Source organism: Pelosinus baikalensis, from assembly GCF_020819555.1.
GTDB classification, from domain to species: domain Bacteria; phylum Bacillota; class Negativicutes; order DSM-13327; family DSM-13327; genus Pelosinus; species Pelosinus baikalensis.
In genome coordinates, this window is record NZ_JAJHJB010000002.1 from 1 (window position 1) to 20148 (window position 20148).

The 20148-nt window shown below is 37.4% G+C and carries 23 protein-coding genes; 2 read left to right on the forward strand and 21 right to left on the reverse strand.

Annotated features, from left to right (window positions below):
• Positions 1 to 161: integrase core domain-containing protein (locus tag LMF89_RS26120; RefSeq protein WP_369412554.1), on the forward strand; the 161-nt coding region annotated here is incomplete at its 5' end.
• 224 nt (positions 162 to 385) lie between these two features.
• Positions 386 to 970, forward strand: a complete 585-nt coding sequence (locus tag LMF89_RS01425) for a hypothetical protein (protein ID WP_229533552.1) — start codon at positions 386 to 388, stop codon at positions 968 to 970.
• Between the two features lie 72 nt (positions 971 to 1042).
• On the opposite strand, the gene LMF89_RS01430 is transcribed toward LMF89_RS01425, so the two are convergent.
• The 21 genes from LMF89_RS01430 to LMF89_RS01530 all read right to left on the reverse strand — a co-directional run bounded on the left by LMF89_RS01430 (position 1043) and on the right by LMF89_RS01530 (position 19996).
• Positions 1043 to 1822 (reverse strand): transporter substrate-binding domain-containing protein, encoded by a 780-nt coding sequence (locus tag LMF89_RS01430; protein ID WP_229533553.1) that lies wholly within the window; start codon positions 1820 to 1822, stop codon positions 1043 to 1045.
• A gap of 242 nt (positions 1823 to 2064) precedes the next feature.
• On the reverse strand, positions 2065 to 2832 hold the full coding sequence (locus LMF89_RS01435; RefSeq protein WP_229533554.1) for a basic amino acid ABC transporter substrate-binding protein: 768 nt from the start codon (positions 2830 to 2832) through the stop codon (positions 2065 to 2067).
• Between the two features lie 154 nt (positions 2833 to 2986).
• Positions 2987 to 3760 carry a basic amino acid ABC transporter substrate-binding protein gene (locus LMF89_RS01440; protein ID WP_229533555.1) on the reverse strand — a complete coding sequence of 258 codons (774 nt, stop codon included), beginning with the start codon at positions 3758 to 3760 and terminating at the stop codon, positions 2987 to 2989.
• A gap of 148 nt (positions 3761 to 3908) precedes the next feature.
• Positions 3909 to 4202, reverse strand: coding sequence for a zinc-ribbon domain containing protein (locus LMF89_RS01445; protein ID WP_229533556.1), 294 nt, complete (start codon positions 4200 to 4202; stop codon positions 3909 to 3911).
• Between the two features lie 791 nt (positions 4203 to 4993).
• Positions 4994 to 6187: a glycosyltransferase family protein gene (locus LMF89_RS01450; RefSeq protein ID WP_229533557.1), complete on the reverse strand. Its 1194-nt coding sequence runs from the start codon at positions 6185 to 6187 to the stop codon at positions 4994 to 4996.
• 64 nt (positions 6188 to 6251) lie between these two features.
• Positions 6252 to 7295, reverse strand: a complete 1044-nt coding sequence (pseI, locus tag LMF89_RS01455; RefSeq protein ID WP_229533558.1) for a pseudaminic acid synthase — start codon at positions 7293 to 7295, stop codon at positions 6252 to 6254.
• A 19-nt stretch (positions 7296 to 7314) separates the two neighbouring features.
• Positions 7315 to 8004: a PIG-L deacetylase family protein gene (locus LMF89_RS01460; protein ID WP_229533559.1), complete on the reverse strand. Its 690-nt coding sequence runs from the start codon at positions 8002 to 8004 to the stop codon at positions 7315 to 7317.
• 1 nt (position 8005) lies between these two features.
• Positions 8006 to 8686, reverse strand: coding sequence for a formyl transferase (locus LMF89_RS01465; RefSeq protein ID WP_229533560.1), 681 nt, complete (start codon positions 8684 to 8686; stop codon positions 8006 to 8008).
• 5 nt (positions 8687 to 8691) lie between these two features.
• The gene (pseH, locus tag LMF89_RS01470) at positions 8692 to 9249 is read right to left on the reverse strand and encodes a UDP-4-amino-4,6-dideoxy-N-acetyl-beta-L-altrosamine N-acetyltransferase (RefSeq protein ID WP_229533561.1); all 558 of its coding nucleotides are present in this window, start codon (positions 9247 to 9249) and stop codon (positions 8692 to 8694) included.
• Positions 9242 to 10333, reverse strand: coding sequence for a UDP-2,4-diacetamido-2,4,6-trideoxy-beta-L-altropyranose hydrolase (pseG, locus tag LMF89_RS01475; RefSeq protein ID WP_229533562.1), 1092 nt, complete (start codon positions 10331 to 10333; stop codon positions 9242 to 9244). Before pseG ends, pseH begins: the two co-directional genes overlap by 8 nt.
• A 32-nt stretch (positions 10334 to 10365) precedes the next feature.
• A complete protein-coding gene (locus LMF89_RS01480; RefSeq protein ID WP_229533563.1) occupies positions 10366 to 11103 on the reverse strand; it encodes a cytidylyltransferase domain-containing protein in 738 nt (245 codons plus the stop codon).
• The gene (gene pseC, locus LMF89_RS01485) at positions 11100 to 12263 is read right to left on the reverse strand and encodes a UDP-4-amino-4,6-dideoxy-N-acetyl-beta-L-altrosamine transaminase (protein WP_229533564.1); all 1164 of its coding nucleotides are present in this window, start codon (positions 12261 to 12263) and stop codon (positions 11100 to 11102) included. Before pseC ends, LMF89_RS01480 begins: the two co-directional genes overlap by 4 nt.
• A 1-nt stretch (position 12264) precedes the next feature.
• Positions 12265 to 13248 (reverse strand): UDP-N-acetylglucosamine 4,6-dehydratase (inverting), encoded by a 984-nt coding sequence (pseB, locus tag LMF89_RS01490; RefSeq protein ID WP_229533565.1) that lies wholly within the window; start codon positions 13246 to 13248, stop codon positions 12265 to 12267.
• Between the two features lie 21 nt (positions 13249 to 13269).
• Positions 13270 to 13656, reverse strand: coding sequence for a flagellar protein FliT (locus LMF89_RS01495; protein ID WP_229533566.1), 387 nt, complete (start codon positions 13654 to 13656; stop codon positions 13270 to 13272).
• A 13-nt stretch (positions 13657 to 13669) separates the two neighbouring features.
• Positions 13670 to 14056, reverse strand: a complete 387-nt coding sequence (gene fliS, locus LMF89_RS01500; RefSeq protein ID WP_229533567.1) for a flagellar export chaperone FliS — start codon at positions 14054 to 14056, stop codon at positions 13670 to 13672.
• Positions 14046 to 15902: a motility associated factor glycosyltransferase family protein gene (locus tag LMF89_RS01505; protein ID WP_229533568.1), complete on the reverse strand. Its 1857-nt coding sequence runs from the start codon at positions 15900 to 15902 to the stop codon at positions 14046 to 14048. The genes fliS and LMF89_RS01505 overlap by 11 nt, the downstream gene beginning before the upstream one ends.
• Positions 15903 to 15905: 3 nt before the next feature.
• Complete coding sequence (locus tag LMF89_RS01510) at positions 15906 to 16337, reverse strand: DUF8042 domain-containing protein (RefSeq protein WP_229533569.1); 432 nt, start codon at positions 16335 to 16337, stop codon at positions 15906 to 15908.
• Complete coding sequence (locus LMF89_RS01515; RefSeq protein ID WP_229533570.1) at positions 16321 to 16554, reverse strand: Rrf2 family transcriptional regulator; 234 nt, start codon at positions 16552 to 16554, stop codon at positions 16321 to 16323. The genes LMF89_RS01510 and LMF89_RS01515 overlap by 17 nt, the downstream gene beginning before the upstream one ends.
• A 99-nt stretch (positions 16555 to 16653) precedes the next feature.
• Positions 16654 to 18765 carry a flagellar filament capping protein FliD gene (gene fliD, locus LMF89_RS01520; RefSeq protein ID WP_229533571.1) on the reverse strand — a complete coding sequence of 704 codons (2112 nt, stop codon included), beginning with the start codon at positions 18763 to 18765 and terminating at the stop codon, positions 16654 to 16656.
• Between the two features lie 15 nt (positions 18766 to 18780).
• Positions 18781 to 19101, reverse strand: a complete 321-nt coding sequence (locus LMF89_RS01525; RefSeq protein ID WP_229533572.1) for a flagellar protein FlaG — start codon at positions 19099 to 19101, stop codon at positions 18781 to 18783.
• A gap of 79 nt (positions 19102 to 19180) precedes the next feature.
• Positions 19181 to 19996 (reverse strand): flagellin N-terminal helical domain-containing protein, encoded by an 816-nt coding sequence (locus tag LMF89_RS01530; RefSeq protein WP_229533573.1) that lies wholly within the window; start codon positions 19994 to 19996, stop codon positions 19181 to 19183.
• Positions 19997 to 20148: the final 152 nt, after the last annotated feature.

Consider the following 20148-nt stretch of genomic DNA (forward strand, 5'->3'; position numbering starts at 1 on the left):
ATGAATTCCTAACATTTGCAGAAGCTTATGAAGTGGTTCATGATCACATTCGGTTTTATAATGAAGTTCGTATTCATTCTAGCTTGAAATATAGGACACCGTCAGAGTGTTATCAACTCTTTTTAAAAAATCAATTGCATTTAAAAGTAGTTGAATTGTAATCAGTAGCATTTGTGCGATTGAATGAGGTTCGTTAAGGCTCATGTCTAAAAATAGGGGGTTAGACCGGAACCGCAAAGACGCAAAGGACACAAAGGGTTTTATTTATGATCTCTAAAGAATTTGCCTCATAGCAGCCTTTTTATTTTCAAAGCAAAAAACAAAGTAGAACAGCGATAATTGATGTAATTGAAAGTTCATTAAAATCTTTAGGAGGGATCTTTTCATGTTGAAAAAAAGAACAAAAACAGCTGCGGTATCTTTTTTTTGCACCTATCTAATGCTTGGCACCGCGTTGGCTGCTCCAGTTAAAAATTTGGAAATTGGAGATCTTAATGTAGACTTCATGATTCATAACAGTAGTGATAGTGGGAGTAATTATAACTTTGATTATAAAATTACACATTCACTGACAGTTGGATTCGAAAAGAGTAATTGGCGTTCTGCTGGTTACAAAGCAACTGAAACCTATGCCCAATTTAATTTTGGTCCTAGCTCTCGATTCATTGTCGGCAATGTATCGATGGATTCTCATAGTAAGCCTTTTTGGGGAGGAGCAACTGGCGGCATTCTCAATGAAGACTGGGATTACTATGCTTCCCAGGTCATTGGTAGTCATTTCCGCGAATCACAAGTGGGATTAAATTATAAGCTAACCGATGATTTAAAAACCAATTTTACTTACCGGATTTCAAAGTTTAACGATAAAAAATGTGATGGTTTTTATTGGGGCTTATCCTATCGTTTTAATATCGGAGGCATCGATAAAGAAAATGATGGAGATGATTCGGAAGTTATGTTCGGGATATAAGTTTCCTCTCGTATGGTAAGGAAAAAGTGGAGGCTGCCTCAATAAACGATTGAGGCAGCCTCTTCATTATTTTTATAGTTGTGGTTTTTTACCAAACCATTTCACATAAATTTTTTCATATTCGCCGTTTTTCTTTAATTCGTCGATCGCCTTATTTACTTTTTCCACTAGCTCCGTGTTTTTCTTAGTTACAGCCATGCCATATTCCTCGGCATTCACGATATCGCCAACAATTTTGGCATTTTTCTCGCCGCTTTTCGTTAAGTAATATTCATTCACTGGCAGATCATTCACTACTGCATCTACACCGCCAGCTTTTAGTTCCATATATGCTTCGGAATTACTATTGTATTCCCGTACTTTCGCATCTTTTATTTTTCTAGCTTCTTCAGCACCTGTGGTGCCAATTTGTACAGCAATTCTTTTACCTTCTAAATCTTTAAAGCTTGTAATCGAATTATTATCTCCTTTAACTACAATGGACAAACCAGATTTATAGTAAGGTTTGGAGAACGCTATTTTTTTACTACGTTCTTCTGTAATGCTCATACCGGAAACGATCATATCAATGTTGCCTGCTTCCAATGCAGGAATCAGACCATCAAAACCAATGTTTTGAATTTCTGCAGTGTAGCCCATTTGCTTTGCCACTGCTTTTGCCAAATCCATGTCAAAGCCGACATATTCTTTACTGCCCTCTTCCTGAAACTCAAAAGGTGGAAATGTCATCTCTGCACCAATTTTAAGCACTTTGGCCTTGTTCGTATCTGCAGCCTTCTGACCACAGCCAACTAAACCTAAAGATAATACCAAAATTCCGACTACCATCAAACTCAGCATTTTTTTCGACAATCAAATAACCTCCCATAACAACTCTATTTGTTTACCTTCTACTATTTTACATCTTTTTTCTGAATCATCAAGCATTTTTTGTATTATCAAAATAATACACTTTACCAAATGTCCACTCTTTGAGCAATTTTTTAAAAACCTTTTGAAACGCGAAGATGCGAAGAATAAAAAAATCCCCTCTTGAGAGGGGTGGCACGCAGTGACGGGGTGTGTTCTTTTTGTCATTATGTACGATGATTCGATTACGGTTTTTTACCAAACCATTTTACGTAAATTTTTTCATATTCGCCGTTCTTCTTTAATTCTTCCAATGCTTTATCAACTTGAGCAATTAGCTCTTTATTCTTAGCTGAAGCCGCAATACCATAATCCTCAGCAGTTAGAGGTTCACCAACCATTTTAGCATCTTTACCACCAGCTTTTGCAATATAATATTCATTAACCGGTTTATCATTTACAACGGCATCGACGCCACCAGCCTTAAGCTCTAGAAATGCTTCTGGAGCACTGTTAAACTCACGAATTTGTGCATCTTTTACTTTTTTAGCTTCATCTGCGCCAGTAGTACCTAATTGAACAGCAATGTTTTTACCTTCTAAATCTTTGAAAGACTTAATACTCGTATTATCACTTTTTACAACCATCGTCAAACCAGATTTATAATAAGGCTTAGAAAAGCTTACTTTTTTGGCTCGTTCTTCTGTAATCGTCATTCCTGAAATAGCCAAATCAATACTGTTAGCCTCTAAACCAGGAATCAATCCATCAAATCCCATATTTTGAATCTGTACTTCGGCACCCATTTGCTTACCAATGGCTTTAATTAAATCAATGTCAAAACCTACATATTCTTTTGTACTCTCATCTTGAAACTCAAAGGGAGCAAAAGCCGCTTCCGATCCGACTTTCAAAACTTTAGCCGGTTTCGCTTCCTGCTTACCACAGCCAACCAGACCTAACGATAGGATAAATATCCCAATTACGAACAAAGATAGTATTTTTTTAGACATTTTTTCTTCCCTCCTGCTATTTGTTTGTAATCTTGTAATGTTCATAATTATACATATGTCTTGGATATTTAGTCAATAGTTTTTTTATAGAATATAGCAAAAGGGACCCGGTTTTCACCCAGTCCCGCAATGTATACATTATACTTTTATCAGCTTATATTCCTGGCTTTTTGCCAAACCATTTTACGTATATTTTTTCATACTCGCCATTCTTTTTCAGCTCATCAAGAGCTTTATCCAATTTACCTGCTAGTTCTGTATTCTTTTTGGCAACGGCAATCCCATATTCTTCAGCTTGCAGAGGCTCGCCAACAGTTTTGGCATCTTTGCTGCCTGATTGGGCAATATAATATTCGTTAACAGGTTTATCATTCACAACGGCATCAACACCGCCAGCTTTTAATTCCATAAACGCTTCGGGAGCATTATTAAACTCACGAACTTGCGCATCTTTAATCTTCTTTGCCTCTGCAGCGCCAGTAGTACCAATCTGCACTGCAATTTTCTTGCCTTCTAAATCTTTAAAGTTCTTAATAGCATTATTGTCATTTTTCACTACGATGGTTAATCCAGCTTGATAATAAGGCTTCGTAAAATTCACTTTTTGCTTTCTAGCTTCTGTAATGGTCATACCGGAAGCAACTGCATCAATGCTATTCACTTCTAAACCAGGAATGAGTCCATCAAAATTCATATTTTGAATTTGTACTTCATAACCCATTTGTTTGCCTAAGGCTTTAATCAAATCCATATCAAAACCGACATATTCTTTTGATTTTTCATCTTGAAACTCAAATGGAGCAAAACCTGCATCTGTACCCACTTTCAATACTTTCACAGTTGATGCTCCCTCTTTACTGCACCCAACCAAACCAAATGATGCAATCAGCACCACTATAATTAGTAATGACATAATTTTCTTTGACATAGAATAACCCTCCTGCTTACATTCTCAATCTCTTTATAATTATACATTATTTATGCATATTTAGTCAATGTTGTTCTAGAAGTATTTTTATCTTGCATTAAACAAATAACAAAAAACTCGGATGATTTCTCATCCGAGTGTTACGTACTTATGACCTTTGCGCTGTGAAGCAATCCCGGCAATAAACCGGTCTATCATTACGAGGCTTAAATGGCACTTGTGTAGTAATACCACATCCAGCACAAACCACCTCATGCATTTCTCGTTGCGATGTTTGACGTTCGCCACCTTCGCGACTGCGTTTTTTCGCATCGCGACACTCGCGACAACGTGCAGGCTCATTTTCAAATCCCTTTTCTGCGTAAAACTCCTGCTCTCCTGCTGTAAACACAAAATCTACGCCACAGTCCTTACATTTTAGAGTTTTGTCCTGAAAAGCCATTAAAGAAATCCCCTCACCTTATGAATTCTAAAGGACCACACTGCTTAGCTGACCTGGTCTTTGCCCCCACACCCGCCTGCTGGAAGGTTCGCTAATAAGAAATCAATCTCCTCACTACTGCCACTCTCGAATCTAGCTGACGTAGCTAATAACTCGGCAGGACTTACCCCTAAACCGCACCATGCTCAGAGCCACTTTGGACTCCTTATGTGGATCGTTTCGCCTGCGACTGGCCTCGACTTTCAACCACAGACCTAAGCAATAGGTTCTTAACCTATATTATAAGCTTATTAGAAGTAAATTGCAAGTCTCAATAAAAAAGTATCGATACACTGTATGTCATTGCGAGGCACGAAGCAATCCATTCTCACTTAAGAATTTCTTATATTCGTCCATTCCCTCTTTATATACGCCATTGCTTTCCCTTTAGCGCCTCCGCTCATATGTGATTCCTCTACAAAGTCATAACCATCAACTGTACTACTAATAAGTTTTTCTCGTATTTTTTGAGCATCACAAATCAGTCTTTCGTCCCCATCAAGCACCAATATCCAATCAGCATCTATGTCTTCAAGAGAATAGTTCCTTGCTGCTGAAAAATCATTGATCCATTGAAAATGCCTTATCTCAACCCGCTGACCAAACTCTTTTTAAAATATCAATTGTTTTAGCTGTGGCAACTAGTATCAACAACCACAGCATTGTCAGTAAGTTTCAATGCGCTATTTAGAGCAATTTTAAGGTAATTCTCTTCATTTTTTACAATCATACCTAAACATATTTTCATTGTCTTACCTCTTTAGTAAGCGAAATCCATTCAACATTTGAACGAGCTTGATAATCTCCTGGGCCCGTGCTTTCCATGTGTGGCTTTGTTTCGCTTTTTCTTGCCCAGCATGCGCAATAGCATTAAGCCGTGACAAATCCGATAGCAACTCAGTAATTTTAAGTGGTAATTTATTTAATTGCAACATTGAGTATGTGACTATTTCCTTCTCCTCTACAAACTCATCCCGCCAATACCCATTTACATCAGTTAATGCCACTGCGCCGTTAAGCATAGCAGAAAATACTCGTTCATGAGAGCCATAAGAAAAGCTATCTACAAGATTGAGAACAATTTTAGTATCTGCCATGATTTTCAACACTTCGTCAAAACTCACAGCTTTATAGACCTTAAAAGGTTTCGTACAAGACAATTGCTCCCATCCATTACCATATATACTCAGCTTGATCCCTGCATCAGCCAATTCAGCAATCATCCTTGTTCGCCTCACATTTCTAACATAAATATCAACATGCACGACTACATCTAATATCCGTTGAAAAAACTCTGGGCTTAGAACATAATTTTTTGTCTGTAAAGCCTGCTGCAACGCATCTTGTACTTGAATACTTTCTGAGCTCAACATAAAATCTGCGATATCATCCAGTAAAGGTTTCATTGGATGATTTGTCCATGAAATATTGGGTTTGCTATAGGAACCACAAAAAACAACATCCTTGGTTCTGCTTTCCATATTTCTATATCTATCAACATCATCTCTATACGATCCTGCATGAGGTAAAAAACTACTAAAGCTTACCTTACTGCAATACTCCAAAACCTCTAAATGATGTTTATCCACGCAAGTAATCAAAAAATTATCCGGCATACCAACATTATCAACTAAACGAAACTTCAAAGAATGATATAAAGGATTATCAGTAAAAATTCCTATATAGGGAATTCCTACATCTTTTAAAAATTTTATTCCTTCCTGACCAATACCAAGATCATACCCATTTAAATTGAAACCACATGCAAAATCACACTCTTTACTAAAAGCATCTTGAAGCAGTTGGACATTATGATTTTCTGAAGCCAAATCAATAACTAAAACTTCCTTGTCTAAGGTACGAAAAGCTGTAGCCAGATCCTCAATGAAACCTCGAACTACATCATATTGTGATAAACCTTTAAACAATAGAATCCTTCCACTCATTCTAAACCCTCTTTCACTTAATACAATTCCTATCAATCCTTACCATATCCAAAACACTATAGCATCATAGTATTTCCCAACTCACAGGTGTACCTCGCCGCACATCTTCTTTTACTTTTCGGCCAATGACTAAATCTAAATATTTCGTTGGCAGACCTAATCCCGGTCGAATAGCGCGTACATTGTGCTTAGTAAATAATTCTCCTGCCTGTATATCTTCTACTACATATAAGGATCTTCGATATTGTAAAGATGCTTGTTCTGCTTGACTCGGACCATAACTAACTTGTCCCAGTGCCTGATAAGCACGCTCGCTTTCTGTAACCAACGCTGCCATTTCTGCAGGTTCTAACGAAAAAGCGGAATCTACACCACCATCGGCCCTTGAAAGCGTAAAATGTTTTTCGATAACAGTAGCTCCCAATGCGATACTTGCAATCGCTGCACCAATCCCCATGGTATGATCTGACAAACCCACCTGGCAGGAGAATAATTCCCGCATATGAGGAATCTTCATTAAGTTGGTATTGGTTGGAGTGGCGGGATACGTACTAGTACACGTAAGCAAAATAAGATCCTGACATCCCCCTTGTCTAGCTGCCCGTACTGTCTCATCAATCTCTGCCACTGTTGCCATTCCCGTAGATATGATCATGGGCTTGCCAGTAGCAGCTACTTTTCGAATCAACTGCAAATCTGTCATTTCAAAAGAAGCTATTTTATAGCATGGTACTTCCAGAGACTCTAAAAAATCAACAGCACTTTCATCAAAAGGAGTACTAAACCCAATTATTCCTCGCTCACGGCAGCGATCAAAAATTGGCTTATGCCACTCCCAAGGTGTATAAGCTTCCTGATATAATTTGTAAAGAAAATTGCCCTGCCACAAGCTCTTACGATCATCAATAAAAAATTCTTTATCATCTATATCAATAGTCATCGTATCAGCTGTGTATGTCTGGAGCTTTAACGCCTGAACACCACAATCTGCTGCAGCATCCACAATTGAAAGTGCCCGTTCCAGTGATTGATTATGGTTGCCGGACATTTCGGCTATCACAAATGGAGAATACTCTTTACCAATTTTAATTTTTGCAAATTGAATCATAAACAATGCTCCTTAATCCTTACGTAATATTGCGTCCTAAAACAAACGCCTCAGCCGTCTCAACTCCTATACAAGCTCCTCTCCAAAAGGCCAAATATTCTATTGCCCGAATAGATCGAGGATGTGGCCAATCGCGCATTTCAGATGCATATGCACTTAATGCTTCTTTCTTTAAATCTATAACACCAGATATATCCACAAACCAATTAGGTCCAAAATGAGATGATGGATTAGGAATCTGCCATTCTGTACTTGATGGAGTTTCAAAAAACAAGAGTTGTTTTACACAATACTGGGGAACAGGTCTACATGCTGTAACAACGGCGTCATAAATAACTCTATGATCAATATTGACATCACCACCATAATGTGTATAGATAATATCCGGCATAAATTGGCTTATATATTTTTCAATTTCTTTTATTACATCAAGTCTTTCTATGCCATCCATACGATTATCTGGAAAACTCCCTATTGTAAGTGATGATACTCCCAGTATTTCATTTGCCTTTCTTGCGCTTGCCGCTAATTCATTTAGTTCCATCTTTAACAATTCACGATTTCGCTTCTGTTCACGACTAGTGAGACCTTCTGCCAAGATTACTACATTGACTACGTCCCCCTCTCGTACATGTTTAGCAATAGCTCCTCCGCATCCCAATACCTCGTCATCAGGATGGGCCGCTATCACTAGTACTGATTTATTCATTTTAGTTCTCCTTTTTTTTAATTTTTACATCCGCCACTAAATATCCATTCTTAAGTGACACTCTTTCGAATTCCAATCTCATATTTTTTGTTTCAAAAAAAGCTTTTGGATATCCTTCAGCATCAAGCATACGAATGTAATCATAAACTTGCTCAATTTCAGTTAAATTTTCCATATTGCTTTCCCCTGGCTTACGTCGAGGAAAAAATACACTTTTACCGTCTTGTGGAGATGGAAACGGCTTATTGTCTATAATATGTATTATCATTTTCTCAATAATGGGCTTTGATCTCAAAAATATTTCTTCTGCTGTCCCATATAGAGATAATGGCATTTTCATATATACTGGCCCTGAATCAATTCCCATTTCACACTTTAACGCAGTTATTTGGGTTTCATATATTCCTCGCGCAATTAAGTTTTGTAAGGGACTACCACCTCTACCAAATGGAACATCAGTCATATGAAAGATAACACATTGAAAGTTCATAAAGATATTTTCTGGAATCAGATAAGACCAATGTGGAAAAAAGATATAGTTAGGGTCAATTATTTCCAAATTATCAAAAGTTAGATCCTCTTTTTTATCTATTAAAATAAATTCGAAGTCATTATAGATTTCTTTTAAATTGTCTGGAATGTCATTGTACAGGATATTACTACTGGCAATCACGCACCTCATATGTACTACTCTCCCGTATTATAAAATATCTCACTAAAGATTCTCCTTTTATGCTGTTTCCACTCTTCTTTCAACATTTCAAACAACACAACATCTTGATAGGAGTGACTTTTATATACATGCTGACGTACACTACTTTCTTTAAAGCCAAGTCTTTGGAATAGCCTTATACTAGGTATATTAAATCCTAGAACTTCTCCACACAATTTTTCTATGCCAAGGATTTCAAATGAATATTCAAGTGATAAAAAACCCAATACTGTCCCCATTCCTCTTGGCAAACTTTTTTCTCCCAAGTAAAATCCCCAGCTACATACTTGATTAGAAATATCAAAATCTGTGAAATATGTCATGCCAACAGAAACGGATTGTTTTTCAAATATCAAATGAAGATTGCAATTATCTTCTTTTATTTTATTAAACCATTTATAATGTTCCTCTAAAGTAATCATATGATCGGAAAACATATTATTGCGAATATGATCAGAATTTCGCCACTTTAAAACCCCTTTCAAATCATTTTCTGTTATTTTTCTTAATGAAAAATCTGCCTTGTTAAACATATTGATCTCCCATCAAAGCTTGTAATACATCTTGCTGTTTTGCTAAGGAATTACCCATGATATCAGAAGCTTGAATACTCATATTTTGTACTACTATTTTATTGTTCAAGAGATACTGAATACTATTTTGTATATCTTTATTTATAACGTTCTTATACCAGCCAAGATTTAATATAGCATGCTTTTTTTCCACAGTCTGAAGAAGTTCTCTTTGGTTGTCCGCAATGCAAACTGTAATTGCCGGCAGACCTAAAAAGCAGCGCTCCCAGGTTGTAGTACCTCCAGCGCCAATTGCTAAATCTGCTTCTGACATTAATTGCGCCATATTGCTAACTTGACAATGGCAAAAACAATTCCTAATTTCTCTGCAACTTTTTTTTATTTCATCCTTATAAATATTAGAAGACCCGATAACTACATTTGTGCAAATATTAGGGTTGTTTATAGCAACTATTGCTTCCAGTGCCTTTTTCGTTTCATTGGTCGCATCACTGCCGCCAAAAAATATTAGAATATTATGTATATCTCCGGTTCTACTTTTAATACACCCTTTAAAATATTCTCTAATAAATTCCGGTCTAAGTAATACATACTCTGGTCCCAAAAACGTCTTACACTCGGAAGGTATTAATGAATCATAACGTGATTCCATTCCTGTATATAAATTTTGATCTAAAATAACATCGCAATCATGTTCCCGGTTGGCCAAATCATCAATAACCATAACTTGCTTACTGTATGGTCGCATTGCGGTTTCCCACTCCCGTTCGATGCCATAATGATCAGCTATCAGCCAGTCAAATTTCTCGCATTTTTGTTTTAATATTTCTATTGTTTCTTGTGCATCAATTAAACTTTCCACCCTTGACCATGTCACATCTGCGTTATAACCGTTGTGATAAGGCATCCGCCAAACTGTATAACCTTTCTTCATGATAAAATCACACATATTGCCAGGCAGTTCACGGCACACGAATACAATCTTCGCGCCTTTCGCAGCTAAGGCATCGGCAAGTGTCAGACACCGCATAATGTGACCAGACCCAATTTTAACGGAAGCATCTGTTCTGATAATAATATGCACAGCATCCACCCTATTCTTTTGATGTAAGCCAACTACTTTCCATATATTTTTTGCTCAACATGACTATTGATCAAAAACCACCCTGGATTCTTTTGAAATAATTGTAATATATCCTCTAATGTAAATTTATGGTTTAGTGGATATAAATTTTCAATAATCCTTCTTATTAATTCGTAATCTTCAGGAGTATCAACTGTCCAACGATATTTGCTTTGATCTTCTATGTGCGAAACATTGGCAAGACGAAAGCGAGATGGGTTATTGTAAATAAAAGGCGTCACATGTTCTCGATCAGGCCCTGCTTGGGCTTCTTTAAAACTCTCCTGCAAACAATGAAAACTAAAAACCTCAGTATCCATCCCCCTAGGGTAAGTTCGCTTTAAACTATTAGAAACATAATCATATTGATTTTTATTCTCAATATAGAAACCAATAATACTATTAATAACCCCCGGATCAATTACTGGGCAATCTGACGTGATGCGCACAATGGCATCTGCCCTATGCTCTATAGCTGCTCCATAATATCTGGCTAAAACATCTTCTTCCGAGCCGCGAAAATACGGCAGATTAAGCCGGTTGCATAAGTCAACAATCGGCTGATCCGTATCATTGGTAGTTGTGGCAATCACAATTTCATCTGCTGATTCTATACGTCTAAGTCGTTCAATTTGATACTCTAATAAGGGTTTACCTAAAACAGCCTTTAGAACTTTCCCCGGAAGACGAGTTGACGTCATTCTTGCCTGTACGATAATTACAGTTTTCATGATAAAACCTCTTTTATCGTATGAATGACTTTATCCTGTTCTTCTTCTGTCATAGCTGAATACATGGGGATACTGATTGCAGTGGAATAATAGTATTCACTGACAGGGAAATCACCCCATTCAAAGCCCAAATGGCGATAATACGGCTGAGTATGTACAGGTATATAGTGTAGATTCACACCAATTCCGGCTTGGCGTAATTCTTCAAATACCTGTTTATGAGTTTTTGTTATTTTATCTTCTTCTAAGCAAATTACATATAAATGATATGCTGAATAGGTATCTGGATGCTGCCATGGCAATATGAGTGGCAAACCTTGTAATTCTTCATTATACTTTTTAGCTATAGCCTGCCGTCTTGCTACGAATTCATCCAAACGATCCATTTGGCTAAGTCCTAAAGCTGCTTGTATATCTGTCATCCTATAATTATAACCTAAATCAATCTGCTGATAATACCACGGGCCATGCACTTCCTCAGTCATCAATTCTGGATTTCTAGTGATACCATGACTACGAAATTGAATCAATTTCTCATAAAGTTCTGGCTTATTCGTTAATACCATACCACCTTCAGCAGTGGTAACAATTTTAACCGGATGAAAACTAAACACCGTCATGTCAGAATAGGCGCAAGAACCAATTTTTTGTTCTTTGTACCTACCACCAATGGCATGGGATGCATCCTCAACAACTATAAAACCATATTCCTTGGCTAACTCATAAATTCGCTCCAATTCGCAAGACTGACCTGAAAAATGCACTGGAACAACTACTTTAGGTAGTTTGCCATCGGTTTTAGCTTTTACTAATTTTTGTTCCAACTTTTCCACGCTCATATTATAAGTACGAAAATCAATATCAACAAAATCAATAACGGCGCCACAGTAGCGACCACAATTAGCAGATGCAACAAAAGTGTTAGGTGATGTCCATAATATATCACCTTGCCCTAGACCAGCTGCCATGCAGGCAATATGTAATGCAGAAGTAGCACTGTTTACTGCTACAGCATATTGGACACCACAATATTCAGCTGCTTTTTTTTCAAACTGCTCGATGGCTGGTCCTTGTGTCAACCAATCAGACTGTAATACATTAACGACAGCTTGAATATCAACTTGACTAATATCTTGTCTACCGTATGGTATAGTCTTCATGTTAAATCATCTCCTGCAACTCTTTTACAGTCAAAACCTGAGGGTTAGTACCTGAATTATATTCAAATCCTTCTTCCACACAATATCCTTTTTCTCCTACAGCATTGGTACTGTAATCAATAGGTGTCGTAAAGGTAATAGATGGGCGAATTACATAATGATCTGCGAATTCCAAAGTCAAATGAGAATCATCGTTAGGGCACATAATCTCATGCAATTTCTCACCTGGACGAATACCAATCACTTTAATTGGAAAATTCGGTCCAATAGCCTCCGCTAAATCTGAGATACGGCTTGAAGGAATCTTAGGCACGAAGATCTCCCCACCATACATCCTCTGGAAGGATTGTAGTACAAATTCAACCCCTTGAGGTAGCGTTATCCAAAACCGTGTCATGCGAAGATCGGTGACAGGCATTTCTTTTACGCCTTCTGCTATTAACTTTTTAAAGAAAGGAACAACTGAACCACGGGAACCAACCACATTACCATAGCGAACAACTGCAAAACGAGTATTTTGTCCTCCCGCAATATTATTGCCTGCTACAAATAATTTATCGGAAACCAACTTTGTTGCTCCATAAAGATTGATGGGATTCGCCGCTTTATCTGTTGATAGAGCAATTACTTTTTCTACGCCATTATCAATCGCAGCCTTGATCACATTTTCTGCTCCGTTAATATTGGTCTTAATACACTCCATAGGATTATACTCAGCAGCCGGAACTTGTTTTAACGCTGCAGCATGAATCACATAATTCACACTTCGCATAGCCTGTTTCAGCCGTTCTGCATCTCTTACATCACCTAAAAAATATCTCATGCAGGGTTCATTGAACTCTTGTTGCATTTCATATTGTTTCAATTCATCACGGGAAAAAACAATTAATCGTTTAGGGCTATATCTCTCCAATATAGTTTTGATACAACACTTACCAAAGGAACCTGTCCCTCCAGTGATAAGAATAGATTTATTGTTAAACATGGATTCACCTCGATTATTTCTTTATTTTTCTATATTACACAAGGTTCCTTGAACTTGAAATGGCCCCTCTTCATATGCCTGTTGAATACTCATTTCTTTGCGATTGGCTAGCATTTGCTTACTAATTCTTGCGCAACGTTCACGTACTATTTGCTGACTCTCATTTTCAATTCCAGTGACTTTTTTCAATGTAGCCTTTAGTTTTTCTTTAATATCTAAGTGACAGTTACTAATATCAAGCTCCTTTTGCAGATCGGAAATACCATCTATGACCATTTGTTTTTGTATGGTTAATTCATTAATCACATCTGATTTTTCCTCTTTAATCGCCACTAACTGCTCAGCCGATAAACGCAATAAATTATTACAATGTTTTATAAAATGTAACTCTTTTTCTTTATATTGCATTTTTAATCCTCCATCAAGGTGCAATAACTGCTTTATTTTTTAAAATGATAGTATCCCAAGCTCCTTTTAATGTGGTTAATAAGTCAATTACTTCTTCAATCTTCTCATTGTCTTTAGACACATTAGCTTCAACCAAGCGTTGAAGCATATACAGATATAAATTGCGGAGATTCTGCGAAATTTCACCGGCATTCATGTTTAATGTAGTATTTAATTCCCTGATAATATCCTGGGTTTTCATCAACATACAATGAGCTCTATTTATGTCCTTATGGTTAATGCTATTGTGTGCACTACGCAGATTCTTCAAAGCACCTTCATAAAGCATAAGGATTAATCTTCCTTGACTTGCTGTTTCTACCTGTGTACGCTTATAGTAATCATATGGATTATTGACCATTACACATTTTCCCCCTAATTTTTTCCATAGAGCGATGAAGTAATTCCTCTACTGCTTTCAACCCTCCAATAATTTTCTTATAATATATGTTATAGTCAGCAATAGCAGCATGAAAGTCATCCTTCTCTGAATACTCTGCCGCATGGGTTCGAGACATTACACCATGAATATCACGATGGGCAAAGCTCTCTGCCACTTCCCGGATATATGGGTCATTCTCAAATTTTATATATATCTTATTAATTGCCTTTAAGTGCTGCTGCATTTTTTTTGCCTGCCTAGCCTCGCAAGCTTTTTCCAATTGTTTCAGACGTTTAATAGCATTATTCGCTTCAAGAATGATTTTGTTCGTATCTTGTAAACGCAGTTCCAGCTTTTCCAGTACAGGTTCTAAATTGGGTAATTCAAATGCATCTTGTGCTTCCTGGACCACTTTCTGCACATCCACTGTTTTCTGGCAATATTGGTCAAGGACTTCTCTTAAGGTCATAATTTTTGTTCCTTGGATAAAGGCCCCGCCTTCCGTAGCATTTATATACTCACGTTCAGGATATTTTTCAATCCAATTTTCAAAGAAAGTAAGGAATTGATAAAAAGAACGATCTGTAAGAATTTCTCCACCATCATTGGCTTTTATAGGAAAATATGCGTAATTTTCGTCTCCAGAGTAAACAAGATTCTCATAATTTGTCCCGGAAGCATGAGAATGTCCATCTCGCGCATACGCTAAATCCTGTCCAACTAAAACAATAGGATTCGCTCCCATTTTATAAGCCGCTGTCATAGCATTATTGGCTACCGATCCTCCACTTTCAATCTTCCCTTTGATTTCGATACTATCGTCAAACCATTTAAGTATAGTTACATCGCCAGACACAAAAATAGGTCCCTGATGATTTTCAAAAATCATATGATTGGATTGTATTTCAGAAACTAACGCGGCTCCTCCCATATCGACACCCTTGAAATGTTCATAATTCAGTGGCTGTGGATCAATGCTAAAAATAAAATCCGGCTCAATTCCCCACTTCTCCAATGCCTTAAGGGCTGTCCCCACCACAAAAATAGCAGCTTTACCCTTTGCTTCTTTTAGTAAATGAATATTTTTATTCAAGGATGGTCCTGCTGATACAATAATGGCCGGCATACCTGATAAGCAATTAAATAGGGATGCTACTCCGGGATGAGTGCAATAATCTGCAAGATTCAATAAAGCATTCGACTCAAATAATGGACCCATTTTAATCATGGTTGCCAGATTAAGTAGCTTGGCATTAACAATTTCTTTAATATATTTCGCAGAATGAGCATAAACATCAGCATATACAGTCTGATGCCCAACTAATCCAGTCATAACAATTTCTTTATACTTAGCCGCATCATACACAAGAAAGAACTCAGCTTTAATTTGGACAGCTGAATCACTTGCAACAATATAAACTCGTTCAGAAGAGATCAAATGACGTAAATCTCTGGCTGCCATTGCTGCACAAAATAAATCACAATCCGGCTCAATGATAAATAATGGATTTCTTTCATCTACGGTTTCTAGCAATGCTTCTACCAAATAACCTAATGCAAATCCGTAAATAACAATCACCTTGCCTGGATCACCAGAAACGGTAGCCGCAATTTTCTGCGCTTCTTTTACAGGATCAACAGAGCTATGTAAAAAAACCCATTTATCATTGGATGATTTAACTCTTACAGTCGGTAAGCCTACACGGCTATTCATAATTTCAATTTGCTCTTGATTGGTTATAGGTTCAAATTTATCAATACCGTAACGTTCTTTATATGCAGCCCAGTTGCTATCTTCCCATACATTTAGCATCTCTTTTATCACAATCTATATAATCCTTTCCTCATATCGTCCCTGCACTTCCCCTAACATTTCTTGAGAAATAGAGATAATAGGAATTAAATCATATTCTATGATATCCGTCAATAATGAGAAATCCTCATTTTCTGTTGCTTCAAAAATACTAGTAAAAATCTGACCTAAGCGATCGAATAATGAGGCTACCGATATTTTTTCATGTAAAGCTTCAGAAAAATCTATGTCTAGTAAAATCGTTGCTGACTTCAATAATTTTTGATAATAACCTAAGCCTTCCATAACCTGAGTCAAGTTTTCTATTGGTTGTGACTTATCTACTTCATGGAACCTAACCGACAACCTTTGGCATCCTAGCTCAAGGTTGTACAAATAATCTTTCATGTCCATTAATACGGTACCTAATTCATCAAATTGCCTTTTATTTTCACTCGCTAGTTCCATTTTGCTGTATCTCCTCTTTTATCAAGTAATAACCACCACCATTCCCTCTTCGCACTCCCACTCGTCTTGTTTTAGCTAATTGAGATACTTGGCTGCGAATATAGGACGGTGTCACTTTTAATATTTTACCAATATCCTGGGAATTCATCGGCTTAGCATAAGACGTTTCATGCTGGGCCAGCAACTTGAGCAATTCTTCATGCAAATAATTACACATATGTTCCTCCAAAGTTGATACAACTAGACAATAGTGAACATTATTTATTATTTCAATGGTCAACTTATAGTTGACCATTGAAATAATACCAATTATTAATTAGCTGCTACTGCTACTTTTTGTCAAACTTGCAAGCAGTGCCGTAATATAACTTCCTTGGGATTGAAGACCTTGCAACGTTGTCTGCATGCTCTGATATTTCGTATACAAAGTAGCTTGTTCTTGAGACAAACGATATTTCAAATCGGTAATGCGATCACTATTATAACTTATAGTTTTTGCTAGATATCCATTTGCCCCAATGGAAGTATCAATCACACCATCATATTTAGTATAACTGTTTAATAGAGAGTTCATCTGTACAAAAATCCCCGCATTACTCCCTGAACTGACATCATAGTCATAATCAGCAGTTATCGCTCCGATGGGAGCATCAGCGAAAGTTATTTTCCCAGTGGTACTATCATAAGAAAATTGACGGGTAGTCACCGGCGTAGAGCCATCTGTCGGAGATGGGTTGTATGGTTTAAGATCAGCAGCATTTACTAAGGTATAAACAACACCACCAACTTTAACAACAGGGTCCCCAATGATGTCAGTGCCGTGCTTCAGCGTATATGTCTTTGTAGTACCGTCACCTGTACCAACTGCCTCAGCGTCCACATTAACATTTGTATTACCAAAAAGTGATTCCACGGCACTAGGGTCAGATGCTAAAGCTGCACGAAGTTTGGTCTCATCCAACTCTAAATGTCCACTCTGAACTTGGGCTATATCGTATACTCCAGCTGTGCCCGTGGTAATGCCAACTTGTGAAAGTTGCTGCATTGAAGTTGATTGTGAAGATAACACCTTTGAGCTATAGTCCCTCAAGGATTGTTCAATGCCTCTTAGAGTCGAATCACCAAACAGATTCCCTACAGATGCATCTGTGGATTCGGAATCGGCTTCTTCCGTCATTTTGCCGATAACGGCATCCATCGCAGCATTGTAAGCGGTAATAAAGTTTTTCACCTTTGTCACCATAGAATCAATATCGTCAGTTACCGAAATAATTGAAGTTCCTTCCCCCACAAGAGTAAACGTATTTCCTTGATATGTTATTTTATTATTTGTAGGAGTTACTTCTACATCGTTTACCGTTACTTGAGCATTAATACCCTTCACTTGATTACCTTGCACTAATCCGACTTGAGCTAAGAAATTCGAAGAATCGGTGCCTCCTGAAGAGGAAGTTCCCAAGGTTATCTCTTCATCACCAGCTGTTTTAGACGTTAATGATATTTTATGAGTGGTAGAATCATAGAAAGCCGAGACGCCGGCTGTTGTGGAAGCATTGATTTTTTTGACGATAGACTCCACTGTATCGGTACTCGAATCAACAGCGAAAAAAGTCCCATTAATTGAAAAATATCCCGATGTTAAATTTGTGCCAAAAGCATCACCTAGTGTCCGTTTATCGACAGAATCAACCCCAGCAACTGCAACACCCGATGTTAAACCAGCAGCACTTAAAAAACCAGTGGTATCTTCTCCTAAGGTAATCTTTGCATCTGCCCCCACGGTATTCTGCGTAAGAGTAATCGTGCCGTCCTTTACAGTAGCTTTTACACCAGCTGCCGAAGCTGTAATTTTATTTGCTATCGTATTAATGGTATCTGTTGAAGTTACAGCAATGCTTTTTCCATTGATATAAAAGTTACCAGACTTAATCGTAGATCCATCTATCTGTGTGTTAAGACTAGCAGTATCAAAAGCGCTTCCCCCTGTTAACGTTGCCTTAGTACCACTCGAATCTTTACCATCAGTAGCTGTAATCTCCGAGCTTGTATTACTTGTAATCGTAGCCATTTTTTTTACGTTAATTTTATAACTCCCAGTAGTTCCACCATTTGTCGTACTGGCCGTCACCACATCTTCGTCTGACGAAGTTGCCTTCCGCCCCGTAAAACTACTGGCATATGTCAGATCCTTTGCCGCATATTGCAACGTTTTTAAAGTCGTCTTTATTGTTGTATAATCATTGATCTTCGATTGTAGAACTGCATTTTTATTTTGCAAAAGAGTGATAGGTAAACTTTTTGCAGCAATTGTAGCACTAATCAAAGCATCAATATCCAGACCGCCAACCGTAGAGTTCAAATGGGTTTTACCAAGGGCAGAGGATGAAGTTGTAGACAATGTAAGAGTCGTTGAGGAAACAGAAGCCATATTCTCACCTTCTTTTTAAATCTTTTTATCCAGCACTTTGAATTCTTGATCAACCATTCGTGCCATTTCCAGGATTTGTTTTGGGGGGTATGTAGAAATCACCTGATGATTAATCTTATCTACTACTTGAACAATGATACGATTTGTATCTTTGTAAATAGCAAATTGCACAGCATAATTTTCTTCTTTTGCTTTGTTATTTAATACACCTACCGCTTCTTCCAGTTGGATTGAATCTACAGCTTCAACATTTTTTGTTTTACTGTTTCCAACATTATCAACTTTGCTCTCTAGAGTTTGCATCGTTCCAAATGAGTTAACCTGATCAATTTTCATGAGGCAACCCTTCCTTTATTGTTAAAAACCGGCCGGCATATTAGCCGGCCGGTTTTAGTCATAATCCTTATAGTGGTTATTACTGTAATAATTTAAGAACTGATTGTGAAGATTGGTTAGCTTGTGCAAGCATTGCAGTACCAGATTGAATCAGTACTTGCTGTTTGCTGTAGTTAGCCATTTCTTTTGCCATATCAGTATCTTGAAGATTAGAACGTGCAGAGCTCAAGTTTTCAGATGCAACTTGTAAGTTATTTACTGTGTGTGTTAAACGATTTTGAACAGCACCCAAATCAGCACGAGTAGAAGAAACTTTACTAAGAGCTGCATTAAGTGAAGAGATAGCAGCGGAAGCACCAGCTGCAGTAGCAAGGGTAACAGCATTAATACCCAAAGCAGTTGCACCCATGCTAGCAATTTTCACTGAAATTGTTTGACCTGAATTCGCACCAATCTGGAAAACAAGGCTAGTAGCTGAACCATCTACTAATTTTTTAGTATTAAATTCAGTAGTATCAGCAATACGTGTAACTTCCGCAATCAATTGGGTTATTTCTTTCTGTGTTTGTGCACGATCAGTATCAGTATTCGTATCATTTCTTGACTGAATAGCCAAGGTACGCATACGTTGGATGATAGCAGTTGTTTCGTTCAATGCACCTTCAGCAGTCTGAATCAAAGAAATAGCATTTTGCGAATTTTGAGCCGCTTGATCCAAACCATTAATTTGACCAGTCATTTTTTCACTGATAGCCAAACCGGAAGCATCATCAGCAGCTCTGTTGATTTTTTTACCTGAAGATAATTTTTCCAAAGAACTATTCATGCTGCTTTGGCTAGCTTGAAGGTTCCTCCAAGAATTTAAAGAAGCGATATTAGTATTAACTACACTCATTATAATTTCCTCCTTGAATTTTAATTGTGGCATCCTTGCCTACAATAATATGACCGCTGGCCAGCTAAGTCATTCAGTATTTTTGTACTGTTATTATATATATCGTAACCTTTTCCTAGTATATTAAGGATAATTTTTGTCTATATTCAATG